Origin of the sequence: Thalassospira mesophila (assembly GCF_002115755.1) — a bacterium.
GTDB classification, from domain to species: Bacteria; Pseudomonadota; Alphaproteobacteria; order Rhodospirillales; family Thalassospiraceae; genus Thalassospira; species Thalassospira mesophila.
In genome coordinates, this window is the sequence record NZ_JFKA01000002.1 from 265,499 (window position 1) to 288,280 (window position 22,782).

The 22,782-nt window shown below is 54.0% G+C and carries 22 protein-coding genes; 9 read left to right on the forward strand and 13 right to left on the reverse strand.

Annotated elements, in window-relative coordinates:
• The first annotated feature begins 57 nt into the window (after window positions 1–57).
• From TMES_RS05615 to TMES_RS05625, 3 genes are read left to right on the forward strand one after another with little or no spacing between them, the layout of a single operon-like run.
• A complete protein-coding gene (locus TMES_RS05615; RefSeq protein ID WP_085581193.1) occupies window positions 58–909 on the forward strand; it encodes an ABC transporter permease in 852 nt (283 codons plus the stop codon).
• Window positions 906–1,793 carry an ABC transporter permease gene (locus TMES_RS05620; RefSeq protein WP_245835227.1) on the forward strand — a complete coding sequence of 296 codons (888 nt, stop codon included), beginning with the start codon at window positions 906–908 and terminating at the stop codon, window positions 1,791–1,793. The genes TMES_RS05615 and TMES_RS05620 overlap by 4 nt, the downstream gene beginning before the upstream one ends.
• Window positions 1,794–1,798: 5 nt before the next feature.
• Entirely contained in the window at window positions 1,799–2,536 is a 738-nt protein-coding gene (locus tag TMES_RS05625; protein WP_085580348.1) for an MBL fold metallo-hydrolase, read from the forward strand.
• Window positions 2,537–2,833: 297 nt separating this feature from the next.
• On the opposite strand, the gene TMES_RS05630 is transcribed toward TMES_RS05625, so the two are convergent.
• The 4 genes from TMES_RS05630 to TMES_RS05645 form a co-directional block, all read right to left on the reverse strand.
• Entirely contained in the window at window positions 2,834–3,373 is a 540-nt protein-coding gene (locus tag TMES_RS05630; protein WP_085580350.1) for a cytochrome b/b6 domain-containing protein, read from the reverse strand.
• A 2-nt stretch (window positions 3,374–3,375) separates the two neighbouring features.
• On the reverse strand, window positions 3,376–3,654 hold the full coding sequence (locus tag TMES_RS05635; protein ID WP_085581197.1) for a PepSY domain-containing protein: 279 nt from the start codon (window positions 3,652–3,654) through the stop codon (window positions 3,376–3,378).
• A gap of 185 nt (window positions 3,655–3,839) precedes the next feature.
• A complete protein-coding gene (locus tag TMES_RS05640; RefSeq protein WP_085580352.1) occupies window positions 3,840–5,087 on the reverse strand; it encodes a saccharopine dehydrogenase family protein in 1,248 nt (415 codons plus the stop codon).
• 50 nt (window positions 5,088–5,137) lie between these two features.
• Window positions 5,138–6,235, reverse strand: coding sequence for a carboxynorspermidine decarboxylase (locus tag TMES_RS05645; RefSeq protein ID WP_085580354.1), 1,098 nt, complete (start codon window positions 6,233–6,235; stop codon window positions 5,138–5,140).
• Window positions 6,236–6,861: 626 nt separating this feature from the next.
• On the opposite strand from TMES_RS05645, the gene TMES_RS05655 reads away from it, so the two are divergent.
• On the forward strand, window positions 6,862–7,347 hold the full coding sequence (locus TMES_RS05655) for a VOC family protein (protein ID WP_085580358.1): 486 nt from the start codon (window positions 6,862–6,864) through the stop codon (window positions 7,345–7,347).
• 9 nt (window positions 7,348–7,356) lie between these two features.
• On the opposite strand, the gene TMES_RS05660 is transcribed toward TMES_RS05655, so the two are convergent.
• Window positions 7,357–8,403, reverse strand: a complete 1,047-nt coding sequence (locus tag TMES_RS05660; RefSeq protein ID WP_085580360.1) for a LacI family DNA-binding transcriptional regulator — start codon at window positions 8,401–8,403, stop codon at window positions 7,357–7,359.
• Between the two features lie 245 nt (window positions 8,404–8,648).
• Between TMES_RS05660 and TMES_RS05665 the strand changes: the two genes are divergently transcribed.
• The 5 genes from TMES_RS05665 (at window position 8,649) to TMES_RS05685 (ending at window position 14,644) form a co-directional block, all read left to right on the forward strand.
• A complete protein-coding gene (locus TMES_RS05665) occupies window positions 8,649–10,199 on the forward strand; it encodes a sugar ABC transporter ATP-binding protein (RefSeq protein ID WP_085580361.1) in 1,551 nt (516 codons plus the stop codon).
• A complete protein-coding gene (locus TMES_RS05670) occupies window positions 10,196–11,218 on the forward strand; it encodes an ABC transporter permease (RefSeq protein WP_245835228.1) in 1,023 nt (340 codons plus the stop codon). Before TMES_RS05665 ends, TMES_RS05670 begins: the two co-directional genes overlap by 4 nt.
• A 66-nt stretch (window positions 11,219–11,284) precedes the next feature.
• On the forward strand, window positions 11,285–12,244 hold the full coding sequence (locus TMES_RS05675; RefSeq protein ID WP_245835229.1) for a substrate-binding domain-containing protein: 960 nt from the start codon (window positions 11,285–11,287) through the stop codon (window positions 12,242–12,244).
• Window positions 12,245–12,349: 105 nt separating this feature from the next.
• Window positions 12,350–13,405 (forward strand): sugar phosphate isomerase/epimerase family protein, encoded by a 1,056-nt coding sequence (locus TMES_RS05680; protein ID WP_085581201.1) that lies wholly within the window; start codon window positions 12,350–12,352, stop codon window positions 13,403–13,405.
• Between the two features lie 75 nt (window positions 13,406–13,480).
• The gene (locus tag TMES_RS05685) at window positions 13,481–14,644 is read left to right on the forward strand and encodes a Gfo/Idh/MocA family protein (protein WP_085580365.1); all 1,164 of its coding nucleotides are present in this window, start codon (window positions 13,481–13,483) and stop codon (window positions 14,642–14,644) included.
• Window positions 14,645–14,738: 94 nt separating this feature from the next.
• On the opposite strand, the gene TMES_RS05690 is transcribed toward TMES_RS05685, so the two are convergent.
• The 8 genes from TMES_RS05690 to TMES_RS05725 all read right to left on the reverse strand — a co-directional run bounded on the left by TMES_RS05690 (window position 14,739) and on the right by TMES_RS05725 (window position 22,782).
• Window positions 14,739–15,950 carry a sulfotransferase family protein gene (locus TMES_RS05690; RefSeq protein ID WP_085580367.1) on the reverse strand — a complete coding sequence of 404 codons (1,212 nt, stop codon included), beginning with the start codon at window positions 15,948–15,950 and terminating at the stop codon, window positions 14,739–14,741.
• Window positions 15,947–16,696, reverse strand: a complete 750-nt coding sequence (locus TMES_RS05695; protein ID WP_085580369.1) for a hypothetical protein — start codon at window positions 16,694–16,696, stop codon at window positions 15,947–15,949. Before TMES_RS05695 ends, TMES_RS05690 begins: the two co-directional genes overlap by 4 nt.
• Window positions 16,697–16,869: 173 nt before the next feature.
• Window positions 16,870–17,166, reverse strand: coding sequence for a hypothetical protein (locus TMES_RS05700; protein WP_085580371.1), 297 nt, complete (start codon window positions 17,164–17,166; stop codon window positions 16,870–16,872).
• A complete protein-coding gene (locus TMES_RS05705; protein ID WP_085580373.1) occupies window positions 17,163–18,551 on the reverse strand; it encodes an arylsulfotransferase family protein in 1,389 nt (462 codons plus the stop codon). The genes TMES_RS05700 and TMES_RS05705 overlap by 4 nt, the downstream gene beginning before the upstream one ends.
• A 448-nt stretch (window positions 18,552–18,999) precedes the next feature.
• Complete coding sequence (locus TMES_RS05710; RefSeq protein WP_085580375.1) at window positions 19,000–19,494, reverse strand: Lrp/AsnC family transcriptional regulator; 495 nt, start codon at window positions 19,492–19,494, stop codon at window positions 19,000–19,002.
• Window positions 19,491–20,492, reverse strand: coding sequence for a N(2)-acetyl-L-2,4-diaminobutanoate deacetylase DoeB (doeB, locus tag TMES_RS05715; RefSeq protein WP_085580377.1), 1,002 nt, complete (start codon window positions 20,490–20,492; stop codon window positions 19,491–19,493). The genes TMES_RS05710 and doeB overlap by 4 nt, the downstream gene beginning before the upstream one ends.
• An 84-nt stretch (window positions 20,493–20,576) precedes the next feature.
• The gene (gene doeA / locus TMES_RS05720; RefSeq protein ID WP_085580378.1) at window positions 20,577–21,758 is read right to left on the reverse strand and encodes an ectoine hydrolase DoeA; all 1,182 of its coding nucleotides are present in this window, start codon (window positions 21,756–21,758) and stop codon (window positions 20,577–20,579) included.
• Between the two features lie 31 nt (window positions 21,759–21,789).
• A complete protein-coding gene (locus TMES_RS05725; RefSeq protein WP_085580380.1) occupies window positions 21,790–22,782 on the reverse strand; it encodes a cyclodeaminase in 993 nt (330 codons plus the stop codon).

Genomic DNA, 22,782 nt, shown 5'->3' on the forward strand with positions numbered 1-22,782 from the left:
CGCTGCAGCGTGACTGTGGCGGGCAATGCTGCTTTTGTGTCTTGGGTGGATAAGGTTATGAATTCTTCCCGGTTTGCCGGCTTTTTGCTGGTACTTCCGGCCCTGACCGTGATCGGGGTCATGTTTATATATCCGCTGTCCTATTCATTTGTGGATGCGTTTATTGTGCCCGCCAAAGATGGCGGTGCGGCGCAGTTTTCCTTGCAGAATTTTGCAACCGCATTGTCGCTTTATGGCGACGATATTTTATTTACCATCGTTATTGTCGGTATTTCGGCATGTCTGATTGCGCTGGGGTCCATCCTGATCGGCGGGTATCTGACGCTGGGGGAAAACCGGTTTTTTGTGCGCGTTCTGGCCGCCCTTTATCGCTGGCCCTTGTTTATTCCCTTTATTGTTGCCGCCCAGTGCATGCGGACTTTTCTGGCCAAAAACGGGCTGATGAACGGGGTGCTGGTGGAAGCCGGTATATTAACACCGTTGCAAACCATCGGCTTTCTCGACTGGCGCGGCATTATTATTACCTTTGTCTGGAAGCAATTACCGTTTGTGACCTTGCTGGTGGCAGGGGCCATGGCCGCGCTGGACCGATCCACCATTGATGCCGGGCGCGATGTGGGCGCAGGGCGGTTGCGCATTTTGTTTCAGATTATTGTACCGCAAATCATGCCAACCCTGATTGTGGCTCTGGTTTTGTCGATTGTGATTATGATGTCGGTTCTTTCGGTGCCGGTCATGATCAGCGGACACAGCCCGACCATGATCACCGTGGAAATGGCGTTTCGGGTTAATTCCTATAACGATTACGGCACGGCTAATGCGCTGGGGGTGATTTCCTATTGTATCACCGGGGCCATTGCCTGGGTTTATTTGCGCCGTGGCGTTAAACAAGGGGGCAAACCGGTATGAAACATTCCCGCATGAATGCCAGTTTGCAAAGCGGCCTGCCGCCGCGCAGCATGGCAGACTGGGTGCGCGATAAAACCGGGGGTGGCATTGTTGGCACCCTGGCACTGGCATTGGCAATTTTTGTTTTTGCGCTGATTATTTTTGGCCCGCTGACCAACATGCTGTTATGGGCGGTGACCGAACGCTGGTATTTCCCCCATACATTTCCATTGCAATACGGGTTTGAATTTTGGCATCGCGTGTTCAAGCCCACCGGCAATGCGGTTGAATCATTGCAATATTCGCTGATGATCGCGGTTTTTACCGTGATGTTTTGCCTGTCACTGGCTGTTCCGGCGGGCTATGCACTGGCCCGGTTGCGCCTGCCTGCCCGCGCGCTGATCTTGTTACTGTTTTTGGTGCCGCAGGCTTTTCCCAATATTCCAGTTTATATCAATATTGCCCGGTTGTTTTACCAGTTTGGCTGGCACGGCACGGTGCCCGCTGTTGTGCTGGTTCATACGCTGCATGGCATGGTTTATGCGGTCTGGATCGCGACAGCGGCCTTTTCTGCCGTGGACCCGGAATGCGAAGCGGCCGCGCGCGACATTGGTGCCGGGCCGATCCGAACCTTTTTTACCATCAGTTTTCCCAGTGCGTTTCCCGGTCTGGTGGCCAGCGGCATTTTTGTGTTTCTGGAATCACTCGATGAATTTACCGGCACCTATTTTGTTGGTGCCCCGGAAATTACCACCTTGCCAATGTTGATGTTTCGCGCCGGGATGGAAGGGAATTATCAGGTTGCGTCGATCACGGCCCTTTTGCTGCTGGTGCCATCGGTGTTGTTTATGTTTGTGGTCGAACGTTTCCTTCGGGCCGATGTCCTGGCCGGGGTTGGAAGATAAGCAATATGTTTGAAATTCAGGTGCTGGGAACCGGGGCGGCAAACGACCCGTCCCTGCCAAATTCGTCTGCCATCGTGACAGGGTATGGCACAAAATTGCTGATTGATTGCGGTTATAGTGTCGCCCGCGAAGTGCTGTTGACCCTGCCGGATCCAAACGCGATTGATGCCATTTTTTTCACCCACCATCATCCCGATCATGCGTGGGGGTTTGCCCCGGTTGTGACCGCATGGCAGGATTACGGGCGGCGCAAACCGCTTTTGATTCTGGCCACCCGTTGGGGCCGCTTCCAGCTTGAAAAACTGATCGAGCTTGGATTTGGCCCAAACTGGCAACCGGATTTTCAGATCGACTGGCATTTGGTGCCCGAACCGTTGATGCTGGGGGATATGGCGCTGTCCTTTGCGCCCACCGATCATACGGTGCCCAATCATGCGGTGCGCATTGCCTGTGCGGGTCGGGTTTTTGCCTATAGCGGCGATGGAAGGGCAACGCCGCAATCCATCGCCCTTTATCGCCATGCCGACCTGCTGTTTCACGAATGCCATTTGTTCGAAGATGATGCCGCCGTTTTGGGCCATGCCAGCCTGCGCCATTGCCGCGATATTGCCAGGCAAAGCGAATGCGGGGAAATGATGCTGTATCATATTGAAGCAGGGGCGCGGGCAGATGTGACGTTGGCACTGGCCCATGATCGCGGCGTTGGGTTGGCACCGCAGGGCGGGGTTTTGCGTTTGTTGTAAAAAAAAAGCCTGCGTCAGGGGCACGACGCAGGCAAAAAAGAAAACGGGAATTGGGGCAGATTATACCAGATCTCAATGAGGATGACTCATGGAGGTCTGTTTAGGCGCGACTGCGCCGCGCGGCCTGTGCCGCGAAAGGCAAGGGCTTCGTAGAAGCCCGCCCGCCGACTGAGGGCTGCATTGATCGGTTTCGATCAGTGCAGTTTGGTATTAGCCGCGACGAGGCGAAATAACGGGCTGAGGGATCACCTGTTATTTTGCCTTTTGCGGCGGTGAAACAGGATTGGCCGTTCGTCGTTACCGAATATCGGTTTGGCTGCCGGTGCGTTTGCGCCCGGTAATCATGGCGCGCACCAGATTTTCGCGGTGGTGATAGCTGGCCAGAAGGACCCCGGCCAAATGACCAATCACAAGGACCATCAGGCAATTTGCCAGAAATTCATGAACGTTCTGAACCCAGCGCACCCCCCAATAGGCATCGGTGGTTTGCATCCAGCCGGTGGTTGCCACAAGGCCCATGCAGACCAGCAGGGCTATAATCATCGCCCCTCCGGCGGGGTTATGACCAAGATACCGTTCGGCTTTGCCACCGGGGATATCGCGTAAATAGCCGAGCGTCGTTTTCGGGCCGCGCACAAACTGGCGAAACCGGGCGTAATGCGACCCGACCAGCCCCCAGATCAGGCGAAAGCTGATCAGGGCTGCGGCGCAATACCCGGCCCATTCATGAAGGTTTTTGATCTGATTGGAACTGAGCCATGCCACCGCAAAACTGGCAACCAGGCTCCAGTGAAAAATACGAACCAGCGGGTCCCAGACTTTTACGGTGGCAGCCATGATTAATCCTCGTCTTTTTTATCAACGGCTTTCAGTGTCGCCGGGTCAAACAGGGTTTCAACGCGCTTGCCATCTTCATCAAGGGCATAAACTTCGTAACAACCGTCTTCGGTTTTGATCTGCTTGACCTTCCAGCCCTGGCCTTCCAGCTTGGTCTGCAGGGCTTCGGGTTTTTGCCATTGGTCCATCGGGGCTTTGCAGCTCATTTCGTTGGCAGAGGAAACAGACGGTAAAAAACCGAAGGAAGACAGGGCCAGTAAAGCAGCGATGATTTTCAGCATTGCGGGTTCCTTGAAAACAATGGTTTGTGACAAGGGGCAATGTGACGACCCAAACTGACATCAGCCTGAAACATCCGTCATTCCGGCTTCAGGCTGTTGTCAGGAAAAACAGGGCAGGGCCCATAAAAAAACGACGGAACATGTCCGCCGTTTTTAGGAAATTCAGATTTGTGCCGGATACGAAATCAGTTGGCGAAATTAAGATCGCGGTCGCCATTGGCATCCTTGATCCGGGTCGGAAGGCCCATCTGGTTAAGCAAATGCAAAAACGGCTTGGCCGGAAGATCTTCGATATTGGCCATTTTCTTTACATCCCATTCGCCCGATGCAATCAGCAAGGCAGCGGCAACCGGCGGAACGCCAGCAGTATAGGAAATGCCCTGGCTTCCGACTTCTTCAAACGCGTCCTTATGGTCGGCGACGTTATAAATCAGAACTTCGGTGTCCTTGCCGTCTTTTTTACCTTTGACCAGATCACCAATGCAGGTTTTACCGGTGTAATCGGGTGCCAGCGAGCTTGGGTCGGGCAGGCAGGCTTTCACAACCTTAAGCGGGATGACTTCCTGCCCTTCGGCGGTAAATACCGGCTGTTCAGACAGCAGGCCAATATTTTTCAGAACCGTAAAGACATTGACGTAATGGTCGCCAAAGCCCATCCAGAAACGGACATTGGGCACATTCAGGTTCTGCGACAGGGAATGCACCTCGTCATGGCCGGTCATGAAGGTTTGGCTTTCGCCAACCACGGGCATGTCCCAAACTTTTTTGACTTCAAACATGGTGTTTGATTGCCATTTTGAGTTTTGCCAGGAATAAACCGTGCCGGTAAATTCGCGGAAGTTGATTTCCGGGTCAAAATTGGTGGCAAAATATTTGCCGTGGCTGCCGGCATTAATGTCGATGATGTCGATTGATTCAATTTCATCGAAATAGTCTTCAACCGCCAGCTTGGCATAGGCATTGACCACGCCCGGATCAAAACCCGCGCCAAGAATGGCCGTTACACCGGCTTTTTCGCATTCTTCGCGGCGTTTCCATTCATAGTTGGCGTACCAGGGCGGCGTTTCGCAAATCTTGTCCTGCTCCTCGTGGATGGCAGTATCAAGATAGGCGGCACCGGTGGCAATACAGGCCGACATAACCGGCATGTTAATAAAGGGCGAACCAACGTTAAGTACGATTTCGCAGCCGGTTTCCTTGATCAATGCCACGGTGGCATCAACATTGGTGGCATCAAGCGCATGGCCCGCAAGAACGCCGTCCACATTTTTCAGGTTTTGCTTGGCGCGGATCGTATCAATGATCGCCTGGCATTTCGCAGCGGTGCGCGAAGCAATATGGATATCGCCAAGCACGTCGTTGTGTTGTGCGCATTTGTGTGCCACGACCTGGGCCACGCCACCAGCACCGATGATGAGAACGTTTTTCTTCATTTCAGGCCAAAAACTCCCTTTTTTGAATAGATGAAACCCAAATAATCCGCCTATGACAGGCTGGAAACATAGTCTTCAAAGCCAAATTCCCGAACCAGGCGTTCGGTTCCGTCAAGTTCACGAAGAACGATAGAGGGCATGCCAACCCCGTTAAACCAGTTCTTCTTGACCATGGTGTAACCGGCGGCATCCTGAATCGAGATGCGGTCGCCGACCTTGATGTCGTTTTCAAAGCGAAATTCGCCAAATACATCGCCCGCGAGGCAGGATTTGCCACAAATCATAACTTCGTGGTGGCCTGTGTTGGGGGATACCTTCGCATTTTCGCGATAAATCAGCAAATCGAGCATGTGGGCTTCGATCGAGCTATCAACGATGGCAAGGTTTTTGCCGTTATAAAGCGTATCAAGCACGCTGACTTCCAGCGTTGTGCTTTTCGTGATCGAGGCTTCACCCGGCTCAAGGTAAACTTGCACACCAAAGGTTTGCGAAAACTGCTTCAGGCGGGCGCAGAATTTATCGAGCGGATAGTTATCGCCGGTAAAGTGAATGCCGCCTCCCAGACTGACCCACTCCACGCGTGACAGCAGGCTGCCAAATTTGGTTTCAATGTCGGCCAGCATCTGGTCGAACAAATCGAAATCGGCATTTTCACAGTTATTGTGAATCATGAAGCCCGAGATTTTATCCATCACCGCTTCAACCTTCGTGACATCCCATTCGCCCAAACGCGAAAACGGGCGTGCCGGGTCGGCCAGATCAAAACTGGATGAACTGACCATCGGGTTTAAGCGCAAGCCGCGCACAATGCCCGATGCCTGATCGGCAAAGCGGTTTAACTGGCTGATGGAATTGAAAATAATCTTGTCAGCATTGTCGATCACTTCGGCAATTTCATCATCGCCATAGGCAACACTATAGGCATGGGTTTCCTTGCCGAATTTTTCCCGGCCCAGTTTAACCTCGTACAGGGACGACGATGTGGTGCCATCCATATAATCGGCCATGAAATCAAATACCGACCAGGTGGCAAAACATTTAAGTGCCAGCAACGCCTTTGCACCGGAATGTTCGCGCACATAGGCGATCTTTTCCATGTTGCGCAAAAGTTTTGATTTATCGATCAGATAATAAGGTGTGGAAATCATGGCGATGTATCTCGGTCCTCAAACGGGGCAAATGGCACATTGCACATGGGCTGGCCCCTAAGTTTCAGGGTCTGTGGGCAATGATCGTTTTGATGTGATCACTGGCGTCAAACCCCGTCATTAAAATGCGATATCAGGTTGGCTGTGATGGTACCTGCGCATAATGTCGCGACCCAATAGCAGTGCAGCAAGGGGGGGTCAATAAGGTGCTGACATTCCTGCGCGCTGATAAATGCCGATAACCGCGTTTTGTGTGGCGAGATCATCGGCGGGCACTTTATAATCCTTTGAAATAACAAATAAATTTTTCAAGCTCGGCGCCGGATGTCGCTTCTGTTAAATCCACAAGGATCGGGCGGGCTGCGGGCCAAAAGCGCGGGTATTGCTGTTAAACGTTCGGTGCGCCCGATTGATCCGCAAGGGCATAGCAAGGGTAATGGCAGTGGCATTATCCGTTTGCCGGGCGTATCGTGTTTATTCCCTTTAACGCCAGGGTTTGTTCGGGCAGGAGGGTAAACCGATATGAATTAACAGCTTCAAAATTATGCCTTGATATCGGGGTATTTTAAACAAACGGGGCAATCCCGTTTTTGATCTGATGATGTAACCATGGCAAGGAGGCCCGTATGCCACCCGCAGTGTTTAACGTCGATCACATGGCCTTTCCAACCCGCGATCTTGCCGCGACGGATGACTTTTATTCACGGGTGTTAAAGGCCCGGTTGGTGCATGCCGAAAGCGGCTATAGCCCGGCCTGGAAAAGCGATTATTTACGCATTACCTTTGCCCTGCCCGATGGCACACAAATTTCATTTTTTGACTGGCCTGCTGATCAGGGCCCTTACGCCAATGAGCCGGAATTGCCTGATGATGTGTTTCACATTGGCCTGCGGTGTGCGGCGGCGCGCGATGTTATTGCGTGGCAAAACCATTTGTTTTCGCAAAAGGTGGTTTACCATAATGAAGATGACGGGACAGCGCGCCGGTTATATTTTCGCGATCCCAATGGCATCCGCTTTGAAATTTTCGCCGCCGAAACCCCGCAATCGCGCGACAATGGCGAAGTTGACGCCCGTGCCGTTTATGATGAATGGCGCAGCATTCGTGTCTGATGGTTGCCGCTAGGCGGGATCGCGGTTTGTGCAGGGGGCGGTGCTGGCGCGAATGATTAATTCGGTATTGATAATGACCGGGTTGTTATCGGCGTGGGTATCCGGGGCAGGGCGGGATTTATCAAGCCGTTCAAGCACCAGCGCAATCGCCTGTTCGCCAAGGCGGCGGCGTGGCTGACGAATGGTGGTGAGCGGCGGGTCGTAATTGGCGGCAAGGTGAATGTCATCAAACCCGACCACAGATATATCACGCGGCACGTTCAGGCCCAGTTCCTTTGCCGCGACAATAGCACCGATGGCCATGCCGTCACTGGCGCAGAAAAACGCCGTTGGCGGGGTGTCTGATCGCAGTAAACGCCTGGCAGCCGCAATCCCGGCCTCGATCCCGAAATCGGGCGAATAATCGATAGAGGCGGTCTTGCGCAATCCGGCTTCTGCCATGGCTTCGTTAAAACCGGCAACGCGGTCTATTGTTAAAATGTTTTGCGCGGGGCCGGCAATATGGGCGATGCGTGCGTGGCCCAATTGCGTTAAATGCCGGGTGGCTTCAAGGGCGGCTTGCTGGTTATCGATAATCACGGTGGGCAAATTGCTGCCGGGAATGCGTTCGCATACCGCCACAATTGGGGGTGTGCCAATGCGCGGGGCCTCGGACAGGGGCGATGGTAAATGCCCATTTAGCAAAATCATGGCGTCGGCCTGATTACTACGCAAATAGGCAGCATAGGTGGCTTCGCGTTCGGGGTCGTTCTGGGTGTCGCCAATCAGCACGTTATAACCGGCGCGCGAGGCGCCCTGTTCAATCCCGGACAGAATTTCAGCAAAAAACGGATTGCCGATATCGGGTACTAACAGCAAAATCATGCCCGATCGGCTCAGGCGTAAATTGCGCGCCATGACATTGGCAGTGTAACCGGTGGCCGCGATGGCATGTTGCACTTTTTCGCGCGTGCTTTGCGATACAAGCTGCGGCTTGTGCAAGGCGCGGCTGACGGTGGCAATCGACACACCGGCCTGTTGGGCAACATCTTCAATCGTGGCTGTTTTTTCGCTCATGCCTGTTCCTACTCTGCCACCGCGGGCTGGTCTATTCCTTTTATATCGGACGGTCAGGCTGTTTTGGCGTGCACTGTACATCGCCAGCCTATCCGCACTGCGGCATTTGGGCGTTATTATTGTAACTTTCTTTCAAAAACACGATAAAAAGAGAAATGTAAAGGTTTACATAAAGAATGAAAACGTTTACACGGGTTGAATAACGATGTGATCGCAAAAATGCGGCGTTAGGGAGGTTCTGTTTCATGACGGATCGGGCAACCAGTCCCGCCGGGGGTGGACAAACGCGAAAATTGCGTTTGTCGGGGCAGGGTATTTGCAAGTCTTTCGGGCCTGCACAGGTTCTGCATGATATTTCAATCGATCTTTATTCCGGCGAAGTTCATGCGCTTTTGGGTGAAAACGGCGCGGGTAAATCGACCCTGGTTAAGATTCTGGCGGGTTATCATCAGCCCACCAGTGGGCAGCTACAGCTTGATGGGCAGCCCACCCGGTTTGCGACCAGCGACGCTGGCGAAAAAGCTGGTGTGATCCTGATCCATCAGGAATTGAACCTGGCCGAGCAGTTAACGGTTGAGGAAAATATTTTTCTGGGGCGCGAACTAACCCGTGGCTGGTTTCTTGACAAGGCCGCAATGCGCGCAGAAACCAGAACCCTGCTGGATCGCCTGCAATGTGATATTTCGCCCGACGCCCGCATTCGCGATTTAGCGGTTTCGGACCGGCAAATGGTGGAAATTGCCAAGGCCCTGTCGAAAAACGCCGACATTCTTATTCTTGACGAACCAACGGCAGTTTTGACCGGGCGCGAAGTGGAAATTCTGTTCGGGTTGATCCGCCGGTTGCGCACACAGGGCGTTGCCATTCTTTATATTTCCCACAAGCTGGACGAAATCAAAGCCATTGCCGACAGGGTGACGGTTTTGCGCGACGGGCGCCACGTGGCCACCCGTGCCGTGGCTGATATCAGCAAGGATGACATGGCCCGCCTGATGGTCGGGCGTGACATTGCCCAGATGTTTCCCGACCGTGTTGCCGATGCGACCACGCCGGTTGTGCTATCGGTGCGCGACATATCGGTGCCGGGCAGGGTTTATAATGCAGGGTTCGATTTGCATCGCGGCGAAGTGCTGGGCTTTGCCGGCATTGTTGGTGCCGGGCGCACGGCCCTGATGGAGGCCATTATTGGCCTGCGGGTGCGCAGTGGTGGCACCATTGCGCGCAACGGCACAGATATCAGCATCACTTCGCTGTCCGATGCCAAAAAATATGGCATCGCCTATTTGACCAAGGACCGCAAGGGGCGGGGCCTGTTGTTGAATATGGATATGCGGCCCAACCTGACCTTGCTGGCACTGGAAAAATTCGGCAGCCCGCTGATTGATCGCAAGGCCGAGGAGGCCGCGCTGGAAACCGCGATTGAGGCATTTGACATTCGGGCCGCCAACCGCAAAACACGGGTTGGTGATTTTTCCGGCGGCAATCAGCAAAAATTGCTGCTTGCCAAGGTGATGGAAACCGACCCCGATATTGTGATCATCGATGAGCCGACCAGGGGCATCGATATTGGCACGAAAAGCCAGATTTACCATTTCATTGGCGATCTGACGGCGCAGGGGAAATCGGTGATTTTATTGTCATCGGAAATGCCCGAAATGCTGGGCCTGTCGGACCGCATAGCAGTGATGGCTGCGGGCCGGATTACCGGCATTTTAAGCGGCGACGACCGCACAGAACACGAAATCATGCGCTATGCGACCGGCATATCGGATAAAAACGGAGCGTCCCCCCTATGAGCCGTCGTGAACACAAGACAATGTCCGCAGAGACGGGCAAACGTGCGGCCATAACGATTGACTTCAAAGCAATCGGGCCTTTCGTCGCGTTGGTGGTGTTGTTTATTCTGGGAACCGCGATTAACGAGGCCTTTTTAAGCAGCGGCAACCTTTCCAACATTTTTACCCGGTCGTCCTTTATCGGCATCATCGCTGTTGGGGCCACTTTTGTGATTACTGCAGGCGGCATTGATTTGTCGGTCGGGTCGATGGCGGCGTTTATTGCCGGTGCGATGATTGTGGTGATGAACGGGCTGGTGCAAACACTGGGAACCGGGATTGAAACGGTTCTGATCGGCATCGTGGTGAGCATCCTTTTGGGGATTGGTGCGGGCGCGGTTAACGGGCTGGTGAGCACACGGGGCAAGATCGAAGCCTTTATCGTTACATTGGGCACCATGGGCCTTTATCGCTCGCTGGTCACCTACATGGCCGATGGCGGTACATTGTCGCTCGATTTCGCTATTCGCGGCACCTATCGCCCGGTTTATTACGGCGATGTTTTCGGTATTCCGATGCCGGTTCTGGTGTTTTTGGGGGTGGCGATTGCCGGTTATGTGCTTTTGAACATGACGCCTTTTGGTCGCAAATGTTTCGCCATTGGCTCAAACGAACAGGTGGCATTGTATTCGGCCATCAATGTCGACCGCATAAAGACTCTGACCTACATCATTCAGGGCCTGTGTGTGTCGATTGCGACCATCATTTATGTGCCACGCCTTGGCTCGGCGTCCTCGTCTACCGGGGTGTTGTGGGAACTTGAAGCCATCGCCGCCGTGATCATTGGCGGCACGATGCTTAAAGGCGGCTATGGCCGTATCTGGGGCACGGTGGTGGGCGCGCTGATGCTAACCACCATTGGCAATATTCTGAACCTTACCGATGCCATCAGCAATTATCTGAACGGGGCTGTTCAGGGGCTGATTATTATCGTTGCCGTGTTTTTGCAGCGCGGGGACTGGCGACGCAAGAAAAACTGAAACGGCGAAAAACGCCGATGCGTGGATAAAAAAACAGCCACATTTTTGCATTCAGGAGGAAACACAATGAAGAAGAATATGAAGCAGTTGCTGGGCGTAACGGTTGCCCTTGGTTTGGGGTTGGTCGCAACATCGGCGATGGCGGCCGATAAAATCAAGATCGGCGTCTCCATCCCGGCGGCAACGCATGGTTGGGCCGGTGGCCTTAACTGGCACGCGCAGGAAGCCGAAAAGGATTTGGAAAAAGCCTATCCCGATCTGGATTTTATTATCGTTACGGCAAAAAACCCGACCGAACAGGCCAATGACCTTGAAGATCTGGTTTCGGTGCAAAATATCGATGCCCTGGTGATTTTGCCGTTTGAATCCGACCCGCTGACCATTCCGGTGCAGCAGGTGAAAGAAGCGGGCAAGTTTATTACGGTGGTTGACCGGGGCCTGTCGCAGCCCGGCATTGAAGATGTTTATGTGGCGGGCAATAACAGCGCCCTTGGCGCACAGGCCGGTGAATATCTGAAAAAACGGCTGGATGGCAAAGGCAAAATTGTGGTTTTGCGCGGCCTTCCCACCACGGTCGATGATGAACGGGTTGAAGCCTTTAACGCCTCGATCAAGGGCAGTGATATCGAAGTTCTCGACATGAAATATGCCAACTGGAACCGCGATGACGGCTATGAAGTGATGCAGGACTTTTTGTCGCGCTTTCCCAAAATCGATGCGGTTTGGGCACAGGATGATGACATTGCCCTTGGTGTAATCGAAGCCATCAAACAGGCGGATCGCACCGATGAGATGTTTGTTATTGGCGGCGGCGGGATGAAAGACATCATCAAGCGCGTCAAGGATGGCGACAAGCTGACCCCGATTGACGTTTTGTATCCGCCGGCAATGATTGCCACGGCAATGGGTATTACCGCCCTTAAATTTGAAACCAAGGCCGCGGTCGAAGGGCGCTATATTTTGGGGGCAACCACCGTAACCCCTGAAAACGCCGACAAGTTTTACTTCCCTGATTCACCATATTAATTGATTTGAAGCGGCCCGGTGCCAAATGGAACCGGGCCGCTTTATTCGAGGCCGGTTTCTCAACGCAGATCCGGTTTGATGACCAACAAAAACAAAGGGACCAGCATGAAAACGCTTAAGGGACCGGCCCTGTTTCTGGCGCAGTTTGCGGGCGACGAAGTCCCGTTTAACAATCTGAAAAACATCGCCAAATGGGCGGGGGATATGGGCTATGAAGGGGTGCAGATACCCAGCTGGGATAAACGGCTGATTGATCTGGAGCGTGCTGCCACCAGCAAGGATTATTGCGACGAGATTACCGGTGTTCTGGCGCAAGCCGGGGTGTCGCTAACCGAAATTTCCACCCATTTGCATGGGCAACTGGTGGCGGTTCACCCGGCCTATGATGCCCTGTTTGACGGTTTTGCCGATCCCTCGGTGCATAACAACCCCACGGCACGCCAGGAATGGGCGGTACGCCAGATTGAACTGGCAATTCAGGCATCGGCCAATCTGGGTCTTGCCAATATGGGGTCTTTTACCGGGTCGCTGGCGTGGCCCTATCTTTATCCGTTTCCGCAACGCCCGGCAGGGTTGATTGAGGCCGCGTTTGACGAACTTGCCAAACGATGGCGGCCGTTGCTTGACAAGGCCGATGCGGCGGGGGTGAATATTTGTTATGAAATTCATCCTGGCGAGGACGTGTTTGATGGTGTGACGTTCGAGATGTTTTTAGAACGGTTGAACGGCCATCAACGCTGCAACATTTTGTATGACCCCAGCCATTTTTTGCTTCAGCAGCTTGACTACCTTGATTTCATCGACATTTACGCCGACCGTATCAAAATGTTTCACGTCAAGGATGCCGAATTTAACCCGACGGGTCGCCAGGGTGTTTATTCCGGGTATCAGGGCTGGGTTGGCCGGGCCGGGCGCTTTCGCTCGCTTGGTGACGGGCAGATCGATTTTGGCGCGATCTTTTCCAAACTGACCGCCCTTGATTTTGACGGCTGGGCCGTGCTGGAATGGGAATGCGCGCTAAAACACCCCGAAGACGGCGCGCGTGAAGGGGCAGATTTTATTCGTGATCATATCATTCGTGTCACTGAACACGCGTTTGATGATTTCGCCGGAAGCGGTGCAGATGATGCGACCAACCGGCGTTTGCTTGGACTGTCATAAAAGGATGCCGCCAGGTCGCCGGTGCTAGGTATCGGGCGTTGCATCGAGAAACAAGATAACAAGGAGATAACAACCATGGTCGGAACCACAAGCGATTATCCTGCCCCGCCGCGCCGGATCCGGCTGGGCATGGTTGGTGGCGGGCAAGGGGCTTTTATCGGTGCGGTGCATCGTTTGGCCGCCCGGATGGATAACCGTTATGATCTGGTTGCCGGTGCCTTGTCGTCGAAACCCGATATTGCCCGGGCGTCGGCGGCGGAATGTTATATTGCGCCCGATCGCGCTTATGACGATTTTCGTGAAATGGCGATGCGCGAAGCTGACCGCGAAGACGGCATTGAAGCCTGCGCCATTGTCACCCCCAATAACCTGCATTTCCCCGCCGCCATGGCAATGCTTGATGCCGGTATTCACGTTATTTGCGATAAGCCGTTGTGTATGAGTGTGGTCGAGGGCGAAGAACTGGCCGCCAAGATTAAACAAACCGGTTTGCTATTCGCCCTGACGCACAATTACACCGCCTATCCGATGGTGCGCGAAGCCCGCGATATGGTGCGCGGCGGCAAGCTGGGTAATATCCGGCTGGTGCAGGTTGAATACCCGCAAGGCTGGCTGGCGACACCTGTTGAAAACAAACAGGCCAACTGGCGGGCAGACCCGACAAAGGCAGGGCCGGGCGGGGCGCTGGGCGATATTGGCACCCACGCGCATAACCTGGCCGATTTTGTTACCGGTCTGGAAATTTCCGAATTATGTGCCGATCTTTCCAGCATGGTTGAAGGACGGTTGCTGGATGATAACGTGCAAATTTTGCTGCGCTATAAAAACGGTGCGCGCGGCATGTTATGGGCAAGCCAGGTTGCGATTGGCCATGAAAACGGCCTGAAATTGCGCGTTTATGGCGATAAGGGATCGATTGAATGGGCGCAGGAACACCCCAATCACATGCATTTCCGCCCGCTGAACGGTCAACCGCGTTTGATGACCCGGGGTGGTGCCGGGAACAGTGCGTCCGGGGGGCGCGTTCGCGTGCCATCGGGTCATGCAGAAGGTTATCTTGAAGGGTTTGCCACCCTTTATACAGATTTCGCCGATCAGCTTTCCGCCCGGATCGAAGGGCACATCCCCAATGCCGAAGCCGGTCTGGTGCCGGGCATTGCCGAAGGCTTGGACGGGATGCGTTTTATCGAGGCGGTGGTGGCATCGTCAGAGCGCGGCGCCCGTTGGACCACGCTGTAAGATTTTGCGGGTGACAAGATAAACTGAAAAATGCCTGCGCGGAAGGAGACTTCCGCCGCAGGCATTTTGGTTTGTGAAGGGCGGTAGCGCGTGGTTATTGCATTGCGCCAGGGGGGCCGGGGTCGCCGATTTTGGCGGTGTCGTCTGGTTGCTGGTTATCAGCATGGTTTTCATAGCCAAAACGGGCGGCGGCAATGCCGGTTAGCTCGTGGATCAGGGTGATTTCGGCATCGCTGAATTTGGGGCGGTAATAGTTAGGCGCATGGATGGTCGGGGCGACTTCATCAATAATCGCCCCGGCATTGTCCATATTCACATGGGCAAACAGGCGGTCAAGCTGGTTGCGCGGGTCGGCGACAAAATCCTCATAGCGCACCACAAGGGTGGCTTCGCGCAGCTTGTCGTTAATTGCCAGACGATCGGCCAGAAAGTGGTGCAGATTGGCCCAGTATTGCGCCCAGCCTTCGACCTCGCGGCCGTCGTTCCACAGGGACATGATTTGATGGGTGGCGTGGGTATCACCCACATTGATCGGGCGGCGGTCCATGCCAAATTCATAATGGCCGACCCGCTGCATATGGGCCAATGCGCGCGGGTTGTTGGCTTCGCCGTTGCAAAACAGGCTGTGCTGTTTGGCAAGCGATGCAATATGCCAAAGCGGATCACGCACCGGCAGTACAAAGCGGGCATCGGGGAACATCGATAGCAGATATTCCATCCGCGTGATCAGGTAGTTGGCCTTTGAGACGTAACGTGACCCGCCACGAATGGCGATCATCTTGCGGATATGGTCACGATAGAAGTTTTCAAAGGCTGAATTGCTGACCTCGCCGCCCAGAACATTGCTGTGTTCGGTATCGTGCAGGTGTTTGAAAAATGCCATCCAGATCACTTCCTCGAAGGCTTCGGGGCTTTCGGGGGTGATATTGATGCCATCGGCATGGGTGCGCTCAACCGCAACCTGCTGGCGGGGTTTGGGGGCCAGGTCGACAAATTTGTTCCACAAATAGGGCGTGAAAACAGGCGGATAGTCACGGTAGCGATGGGTTGCCGATGCCGGGTGTTTGGCCAGCGTTTCGAGCAAAATGGTACTGCCAGAGCGCGCCAGCCCGGCGACAAAAACCGGCTTTTGAATATTTACATCTTCAATCGCATCGGCGGCCATTCTGGTATCGAAATTGCCAAGGCCGATCCAGCGGTTCGGGTTATCGGCAATTTGCCCGCTGATCCAGTGGTCCCAGCCCGAAACATGAAAAGCGGCACCCTTGGTTGCGGTTTTATCGTCGCTATGTGTCATCTTGTTCATTCGATGCGGAATCCTTTTTTTATCGCCACAGAAACCAGGATCAGCATGACAAAAAAGGTCAGTTCCCACCCGCGCGCCCAGTCTGGCCCGATATGGATGATTTCCTGTGCCGGAAGGTCAAAACGGATTTGCTCGATCGGGGTGTTGTCTGGCAAATACCCCGCCGGATTGCCGATCAGGGTATTCCACCATTGGTGATGGCCGATAACCGGCACCGCGGCCTGCAGCGGAACAACAATGTCGGAGGTGCCGGTGTCGGTTTTGGTGGAAACCCGAACAATCGGGCAGGCCCCGCCATTTTGCGATAAAGGTGCAGTGCCGATTTGCGCGACATGCGCATCAGACGGGCTGGCCGAAATGGTGGTGGGGGTGCCGGGCGTGGGGCAGGTATAGCCATATTGCCCGTCCAGCCATATCAGTAAGGCAAGGGCAGGCAGCGATGCCACAACAGCCGGCACCACAATCACGCCAACCAGTTTTAACGAATGCCCTAACTGGGCCTTGGCCAGCCGCATCCCCTGGCCAAAATCCTCGCCATCGTCATCGGACATGGCCTTGCGCGAGGTTGCGACATCGGATTTCACCTTTTTGATCCGGTTTTGCGGTGATAACAGCGCGTAAAGCACCATTGAAACAATCGCACAAATAACGGACCAGGCAATGATCCGGCCCAACGGGCCAAGTTGATCGGCCATTAAAGCGTCAAGCCAGTCAAAGGCGGGGGCGGGCCAGTCAAAAATACCCATGGGATTATCCGAATTCCTGTGTTGGCTTTTACCAAATCTCGTTGATCAAAATCGATCAACGAGACCCTTTATCTGCGGGCAGCTTTATCGGGCACTTGCCGATCACGGCATCAGCCGTGTTACCCCGGCGCGTCTAACCTTGTCGCCATAAGGAAGCCTCATGGCGACAGATATTACGACGTGTGCGGGTCAGATTTGGTGGTGCTGGCCGTGTTGGCATGTGCCGTGGCGGTGGTGGTTGTGCTGCCAGCGGCATTTTTGCGGCGTTTGTTGCGCATCATTTTGCGGATCGGCCACATCAGTACAAAGCCGATTGCAACACCCACAGCGGCGATAACGGCCCACAGCGCACTCAGCAGGCTAAGCCCCGCGCCCGGCCCGACATAGGCCTGGGCGGGCATCGCTGTCAAAAGCGGCATCAGTGCAACAATGGCACCGGCAAGGGTGATCTTTTTCAGGGTCGGCTTCATTGGTCTTCTCCTTTCATGGAGGAAGAAAACAGCGCGGCGCGGTCGTCAAAAATGCGCTCGGCCTGTGAAACGATGGGGATCAGTTTTTCGCCGGTTTTTTCGGGGTTATCGCGGCGGATGGGGTTATAGAACTCCCATACAATTTCGCCATCGTTATTTACCTCAAACAACCGCCCACCGGTCGATTCCGTGATCAAAGTATTGCCATTAGGCAGGCGTTCCTGATCAGAACGGATATCGCTGTAAAAATAGTTGTCTTTGCTGCCGTCATATTCCCAGGTAATGCCCCCGGTTTTAGGATCAATCTGCAAGACTCGCGACATACCTGCATCGGGGTTATCAAGCTGGCCCTGATTATCAAACATCAGGATGTCGCCATTGGGCAAAAGGTCCGGGTCGTGCTGGCCCAGCCATGGACCGCGCGTTGCCCAAACGATTTTTTCCTGATCCATATCGAGAACCGCCAGAATGCCCATATCGCGGAACGACAGTAAAACGTCGCCTTCCTTGCCATAGGGGAAGTTTTGTGCGGTTTCGGCGGTGATCACCTCGATCGTGTTGGTATGCAGCACGTCGTCCTTGGAATAATAGGGCGCAAAATCAATCAGGTGGTCGTAGGGCGAATTGATAATCGCATCAAGAACCGAGACCTTTTTCAGTTCCTTGCCCTCGGGCGACAGGATCACGGCAAAATCATCCAGCCGGGGCGGCTTTAACTGATTGCGATATTGATAGGTATTGTTGCGAAATTCCTGGGTCAGGGCATAAACCTTGCCATCCTTGTCGACGGAAAAGTCGTGATGGGCGGTGCCTAAATAACCCCAGACAACGTTGGAATCCTTGTCGATCCGCGCCAGACCATAGCCATATGGCGTATCACCGGCAGCAGTAAATTGCACAATCAGGTCGCCATTGGGCTGCATCTTGGCGGTGTGCCAGTGCATATATTCGTCCTTTTGCGGGTTCTTGATCGGCGAGGTGTCATTGTAAATTTTGCTAAACGGCGTGCGCCATTCATGGACAATATTGCCCTTCATATCGATCAAAACGGCGTGGGGGCCATCGCCCGATGAATAAAGGGTCAGGCCGTTCTGGGCGCGGCTTTCGTCGTAAGCCGTAACGCCTTTTTTGTCATTGCGCGCGGGGGCCCAAAAATCCAGTCGGGCAATGTCGTTATACTGGGTTTCTTTTTCCCACAGGGCAACACCGGCAGACCATGCATTGCGAAAATACTGCGATGGCGGAACGTCCGCCAGCATGACAACAGCGCCGATTGAAAAGCTGATGGCGGCAATGCCAACAACAAAAATGGCAAAAAAGCCACGATCGCCCCCGTCATCCTGCGATGTGGACGGTGTCTGGTTTTCTTGATCAGGTGACGGCACGCCTAAACCTCCGAGTTCTCGTATGGTCAAAGGATAATTAAGGCACGGGGCAATATTACGGCTAATCGTCAGGTAAATAGGGCTTTTTGGCCGTCTTTTGCCCCTGTTTCGCCAAATAGTTTAATTCCGGGCGGGTTTTACGCGGTTGGTTATTTTACGTTTCTAGGGTACGCCCGTGCGATGTTTTCAGGTGCCGACGATATGGCGTAAGTTTTTGAAAAAATAAATCAAATTGTTATGGGCGCGTCGTTATGTGTGTTGTGGATTACTGAAATGAACGGGTTTTAGCGCGTCAGGTGGTTTGGGCAGGCCCGAAGCGCAATTATTTGACGTGATGAGCCGGCCAAAAAAACGCCCTGCAATGGTGTGGCACCAAAACAGGGCGGTTTTAATGTTGCGGTTTTATTGTTTTGCCTATTGTTTCCCCGGGAAAACGGGGGAATTTGGCCTATTTTTGTCGTTTGGGCTGGTCAATCAGGGCTTCTAGCGGTGGATCGGGCGTGTATTTGACCTTTTTGGTGACGATATAGGTGAAATACCGGTCAATGCCGATGCCCGCGATGAGCAAGCGGTCGATCAGGCGTTGATAGGAATCCACATCGCGGCATAGAATTTTCAGCATGTAATCGACCCCGCCCCCCAATGCAAAACATTCGACAATTTCGGGAATGTCCTGTACGGCGCGTTCAAAAATGGCGAAGTCTTCGTGCTGGTGATGGCGCAGGGTGACTTCGGTCATGACCAGGGTGGGTTTGGCCAGTTCTTCCAGATTGATCCGCGCGTGGTAGCCTGAAATCACGCCCAGATCTTCCAGCCGTTTTAATCGTTCCCAGCACGGGCTGGGCGAAAGGTTCACCGCCTCGGCCAGTTTGACCTTGGTGATGCGCCCTTCGCGTTGCAGCGTGAGCAAGATTTTTAAATCCTGTTCATCAAGCCGGATCATGCAGCCACCACATCGGCAATGACAGCAAGGCAGTCGCCGGTTTTGATCAGCCCGGGATAATGACGGCATGACAAAATGCCGCCGCGCGGTGCGGTATAAACCGTTGCCGGGATGCCGGTGCGTTCGGTGTCGTAAACGCGTGCAATAATGTCGCCCGCTTTTACCATTTCGCCCAAATCAACACAGGGTTCAAACAGGCCGGTATTTTCGCTGGCGACAAAACAGGTGTCGTCGGGCATATCAAGCATGACAGCCTGATCGGGGTGTTCAATTTCGCCTGAAACAATCCCGGCATGGATCAGGAAATTGCGCACCCCGCGATCGGTGATGGCGACCCGTTGGGCGCCGGTGGAGCCACCGCCGCCCAGTTCGGTGGTGACAAAGGTTTTGCCAGCTTCTTCGACCACGGTGTCAAACATGCCAACACTGTCAAGTTCCAGCATCATCATCGAGTAAGGCGCACCAAAGGCGCGCATCGCGGCCACACAGGCGGCTTCCTGTTTTTTGTCGGGTAAAACGTGAACGGCGGCAAAGGGCACAAAATCCAGCGTTTTGCCGCCCGAATGCATATCAAGGACAAAGTCGGCCTCGGGCACCAGATAACGCAAAACGTAATCGGCAATTTTTTCGGTCACCGTGCCGTTGGCGCGGCCGGGGAAGCTGCGGTTAAGGTTGCCCTTGTCGATGGGCGATGTGCGCGACGCATTTTTAAAGGCCGGATAATTCATGGCAGGCAAAATGATAATGCGTCCCGAAATTTCGGTCGCGGCAAGGTTGCTGGCCAGTTTGAACAGCGACACCGGGCCTTCATATTCATCGCCGTGATTGCCGCCCGTAAGCAGCGCCGTGGGGCCAGTACCGTTTTTAATCACTGTAATGGGGATCATAACAGCCCCCCACGCAGAATCGTCACGCGAATAGGGCAGCTTTAAAAAGCCGTGAAAAACCCCGTCCGTATCAAGCGGGATGGTTGGGGTGATGGGTGATGCGTGTGTCATTGGCCGTATCCTTGAATGTAAATGCAGGGTTGCCGCGACCGTCGGCAACCCTTGTTTATCCGTCCGTGCAGGCTGTGGGGAAGACTAGTTTTTAATAAACAGCTGGCGCGGGAAATTGGTCAGGGTTTTTGACCCCTGTTCCGTGATCATCAGGCTTTCGGTAATTTCAATACCCCAGTCTTCAAACCACAGGCCCGGCATGAAATGGAACGTCATGCCCGGTTCGAGAACGGTGCGGTCGCCCGGACGCAGGCTCATGGTGCGTTCGCCCCAGTCGGGCGGATAGGAAAGACCGATCGGATAGCCACAACGGCTGTCTTTTTCGATGCCGTATTTTTGTAAAACGCCAAAAAAGGCCTTGGCGACATCTTCGCAGACATTGCCGGGTTTTGCGGCCTCAAGCCCGGCCTGCAAGCCTTCGATCAGGGCACTTTCGGCATCCAAAAACCTTTGGTCGGGCTGGCCAAGGTAAACCGTGCGCGACAAAGGCGCGTGATAGCGTTTGTAACAACCGGCAATTTCAAAAAAGGTGCCGGCATTATTGGGGATCGGTTTGTCGTCCCATGTCAGGTGCGGGGCGCTGGCATCCACACCCGATGGCAAAAGCGGCACGATGGCGGGGTAATCGCCGCCCGTACCTTCAACGCCGACAATGCCGGTCCGGTAAATTTCGGCCACCAGTTCGTTTTTTTGCATCCCCGGTTCGACAATTTCAAGAATGCGTTCATGCATGTTTTCCACAATGCGCGCAGCCTGGCGCATATAGAAAATTTCCTGTTCGGATTTTACCGCGCGTTGCCAGTTCACAAGGGCGGTGGCGTCTTTAAGGGTGGCATTGGGCAAATGAGTTTGCAGTTGCAAATAGCAGCGGGCTGAAAAATAGTAATTATCCAGCTCGACCCCGATATTGCGCGTGCCCCAGCCCCGTGACTCGATAATTTCCGACAGATAATCCATCGGATGATGGGTGGGGTTTTGCACGAAATAGTCAGGATAGGGAATGATCCGGTCATGGGTCATGTAAACGGTGCGTTTGGCCCCGTTGGAATCCTGTGATCGTCCATACCAGATCGGGTCATCTTCGATCGGGATCAGCACACATTGATGCACATAGAAAGACCAGCCGTCATAACCGGTTAGCCAGGCCATGTTTGATGGATCGGTAACGATCAAAAGATCGATCCCCTTTTCCACCATGGCTTTTTTGGTTTTATCAAGCCGCACAGCATATTCGTCGCGGGTAAAATTCAGTTCAACCTGGCTCATTGCAGGCCTCCAAAGCAGGGCAAGGCCCTAATCAGGAAACGATCTCGGTGCCGGTGCCAGATGCATCGCATCTTTGCCGGGCGAGGGTGGCGATTGCGGTGTCCTGGACACCTGTACCGGTCAGGTCGCAAAGCGTGATTTGCCGGGCGTCGCTGCGCCCCGTCGCAGAACCGGCAATAACCTGACCCAGTTCCGTCTGGCTGCTGGCAGCATCGATCAACCCGGCATCAATGGCGTGGTGAAGTTCGCCAAGGATGCGGCATTGCGCGGTGCTATCGCAGACATAAAGGCCCACCTGCCCGATCAGGGCAGGGTCAATTTCGTTTTTATGTTCGGCATCAGACCCCATCGCCGTGACATGGGTGCCGGGCTGAACCCAGCTTGCCTGTAAAACGGGGCTGCGTGCCGGGGTGGTGGTAACAATAATGTCGGCATGCGCGCAGGCAGCCTTGCCATCATTTGTTGCGCTAACCGGAATGTTTAATTCGTGGCTAAGGTCACGGGCTGTTTTTTCCGCCTTGGCACTGTCGCGGCCCCAGATGGTGGCCGATGTAACGGGGCGCACCAATGTCAGTGCGGTTAATTGCAACCGGGCCTGAATGCCGGTGCCAAAAATGGTGGCATGTTTGGCATTCTCGCGCGCCAGATGGCGGGCGGCAACACCGCCCGCCGCGGCTGTGCGGATGTCGGTTAAATAGCCGTTATCAAGCATTACCGCTTCTAACAGCCCGGTTTTGGCCGAAAACAGGTTCATCAGGCCATTAACCGATGGCAGGCCCATTTTCGGGTTATCAAAAAAGCCGGGGCTGATTTTAATGGCAAAGCTGTCGACACCGGGCACATAGGCGGTTTTGACATCGACCTCGCCGTTATAATCGTCGATATCAAGCCGCAGGATGGGCGGCATACGCACATCTTGCGTTGCCAAGGCGCGAAAGGCATTTTCAATACAGTCAATCGCGGCAATGTCCAGGGTGATAACGTGGCGCAGATCGCTTTCGGTCAAAATACGGATTTTGGGCAT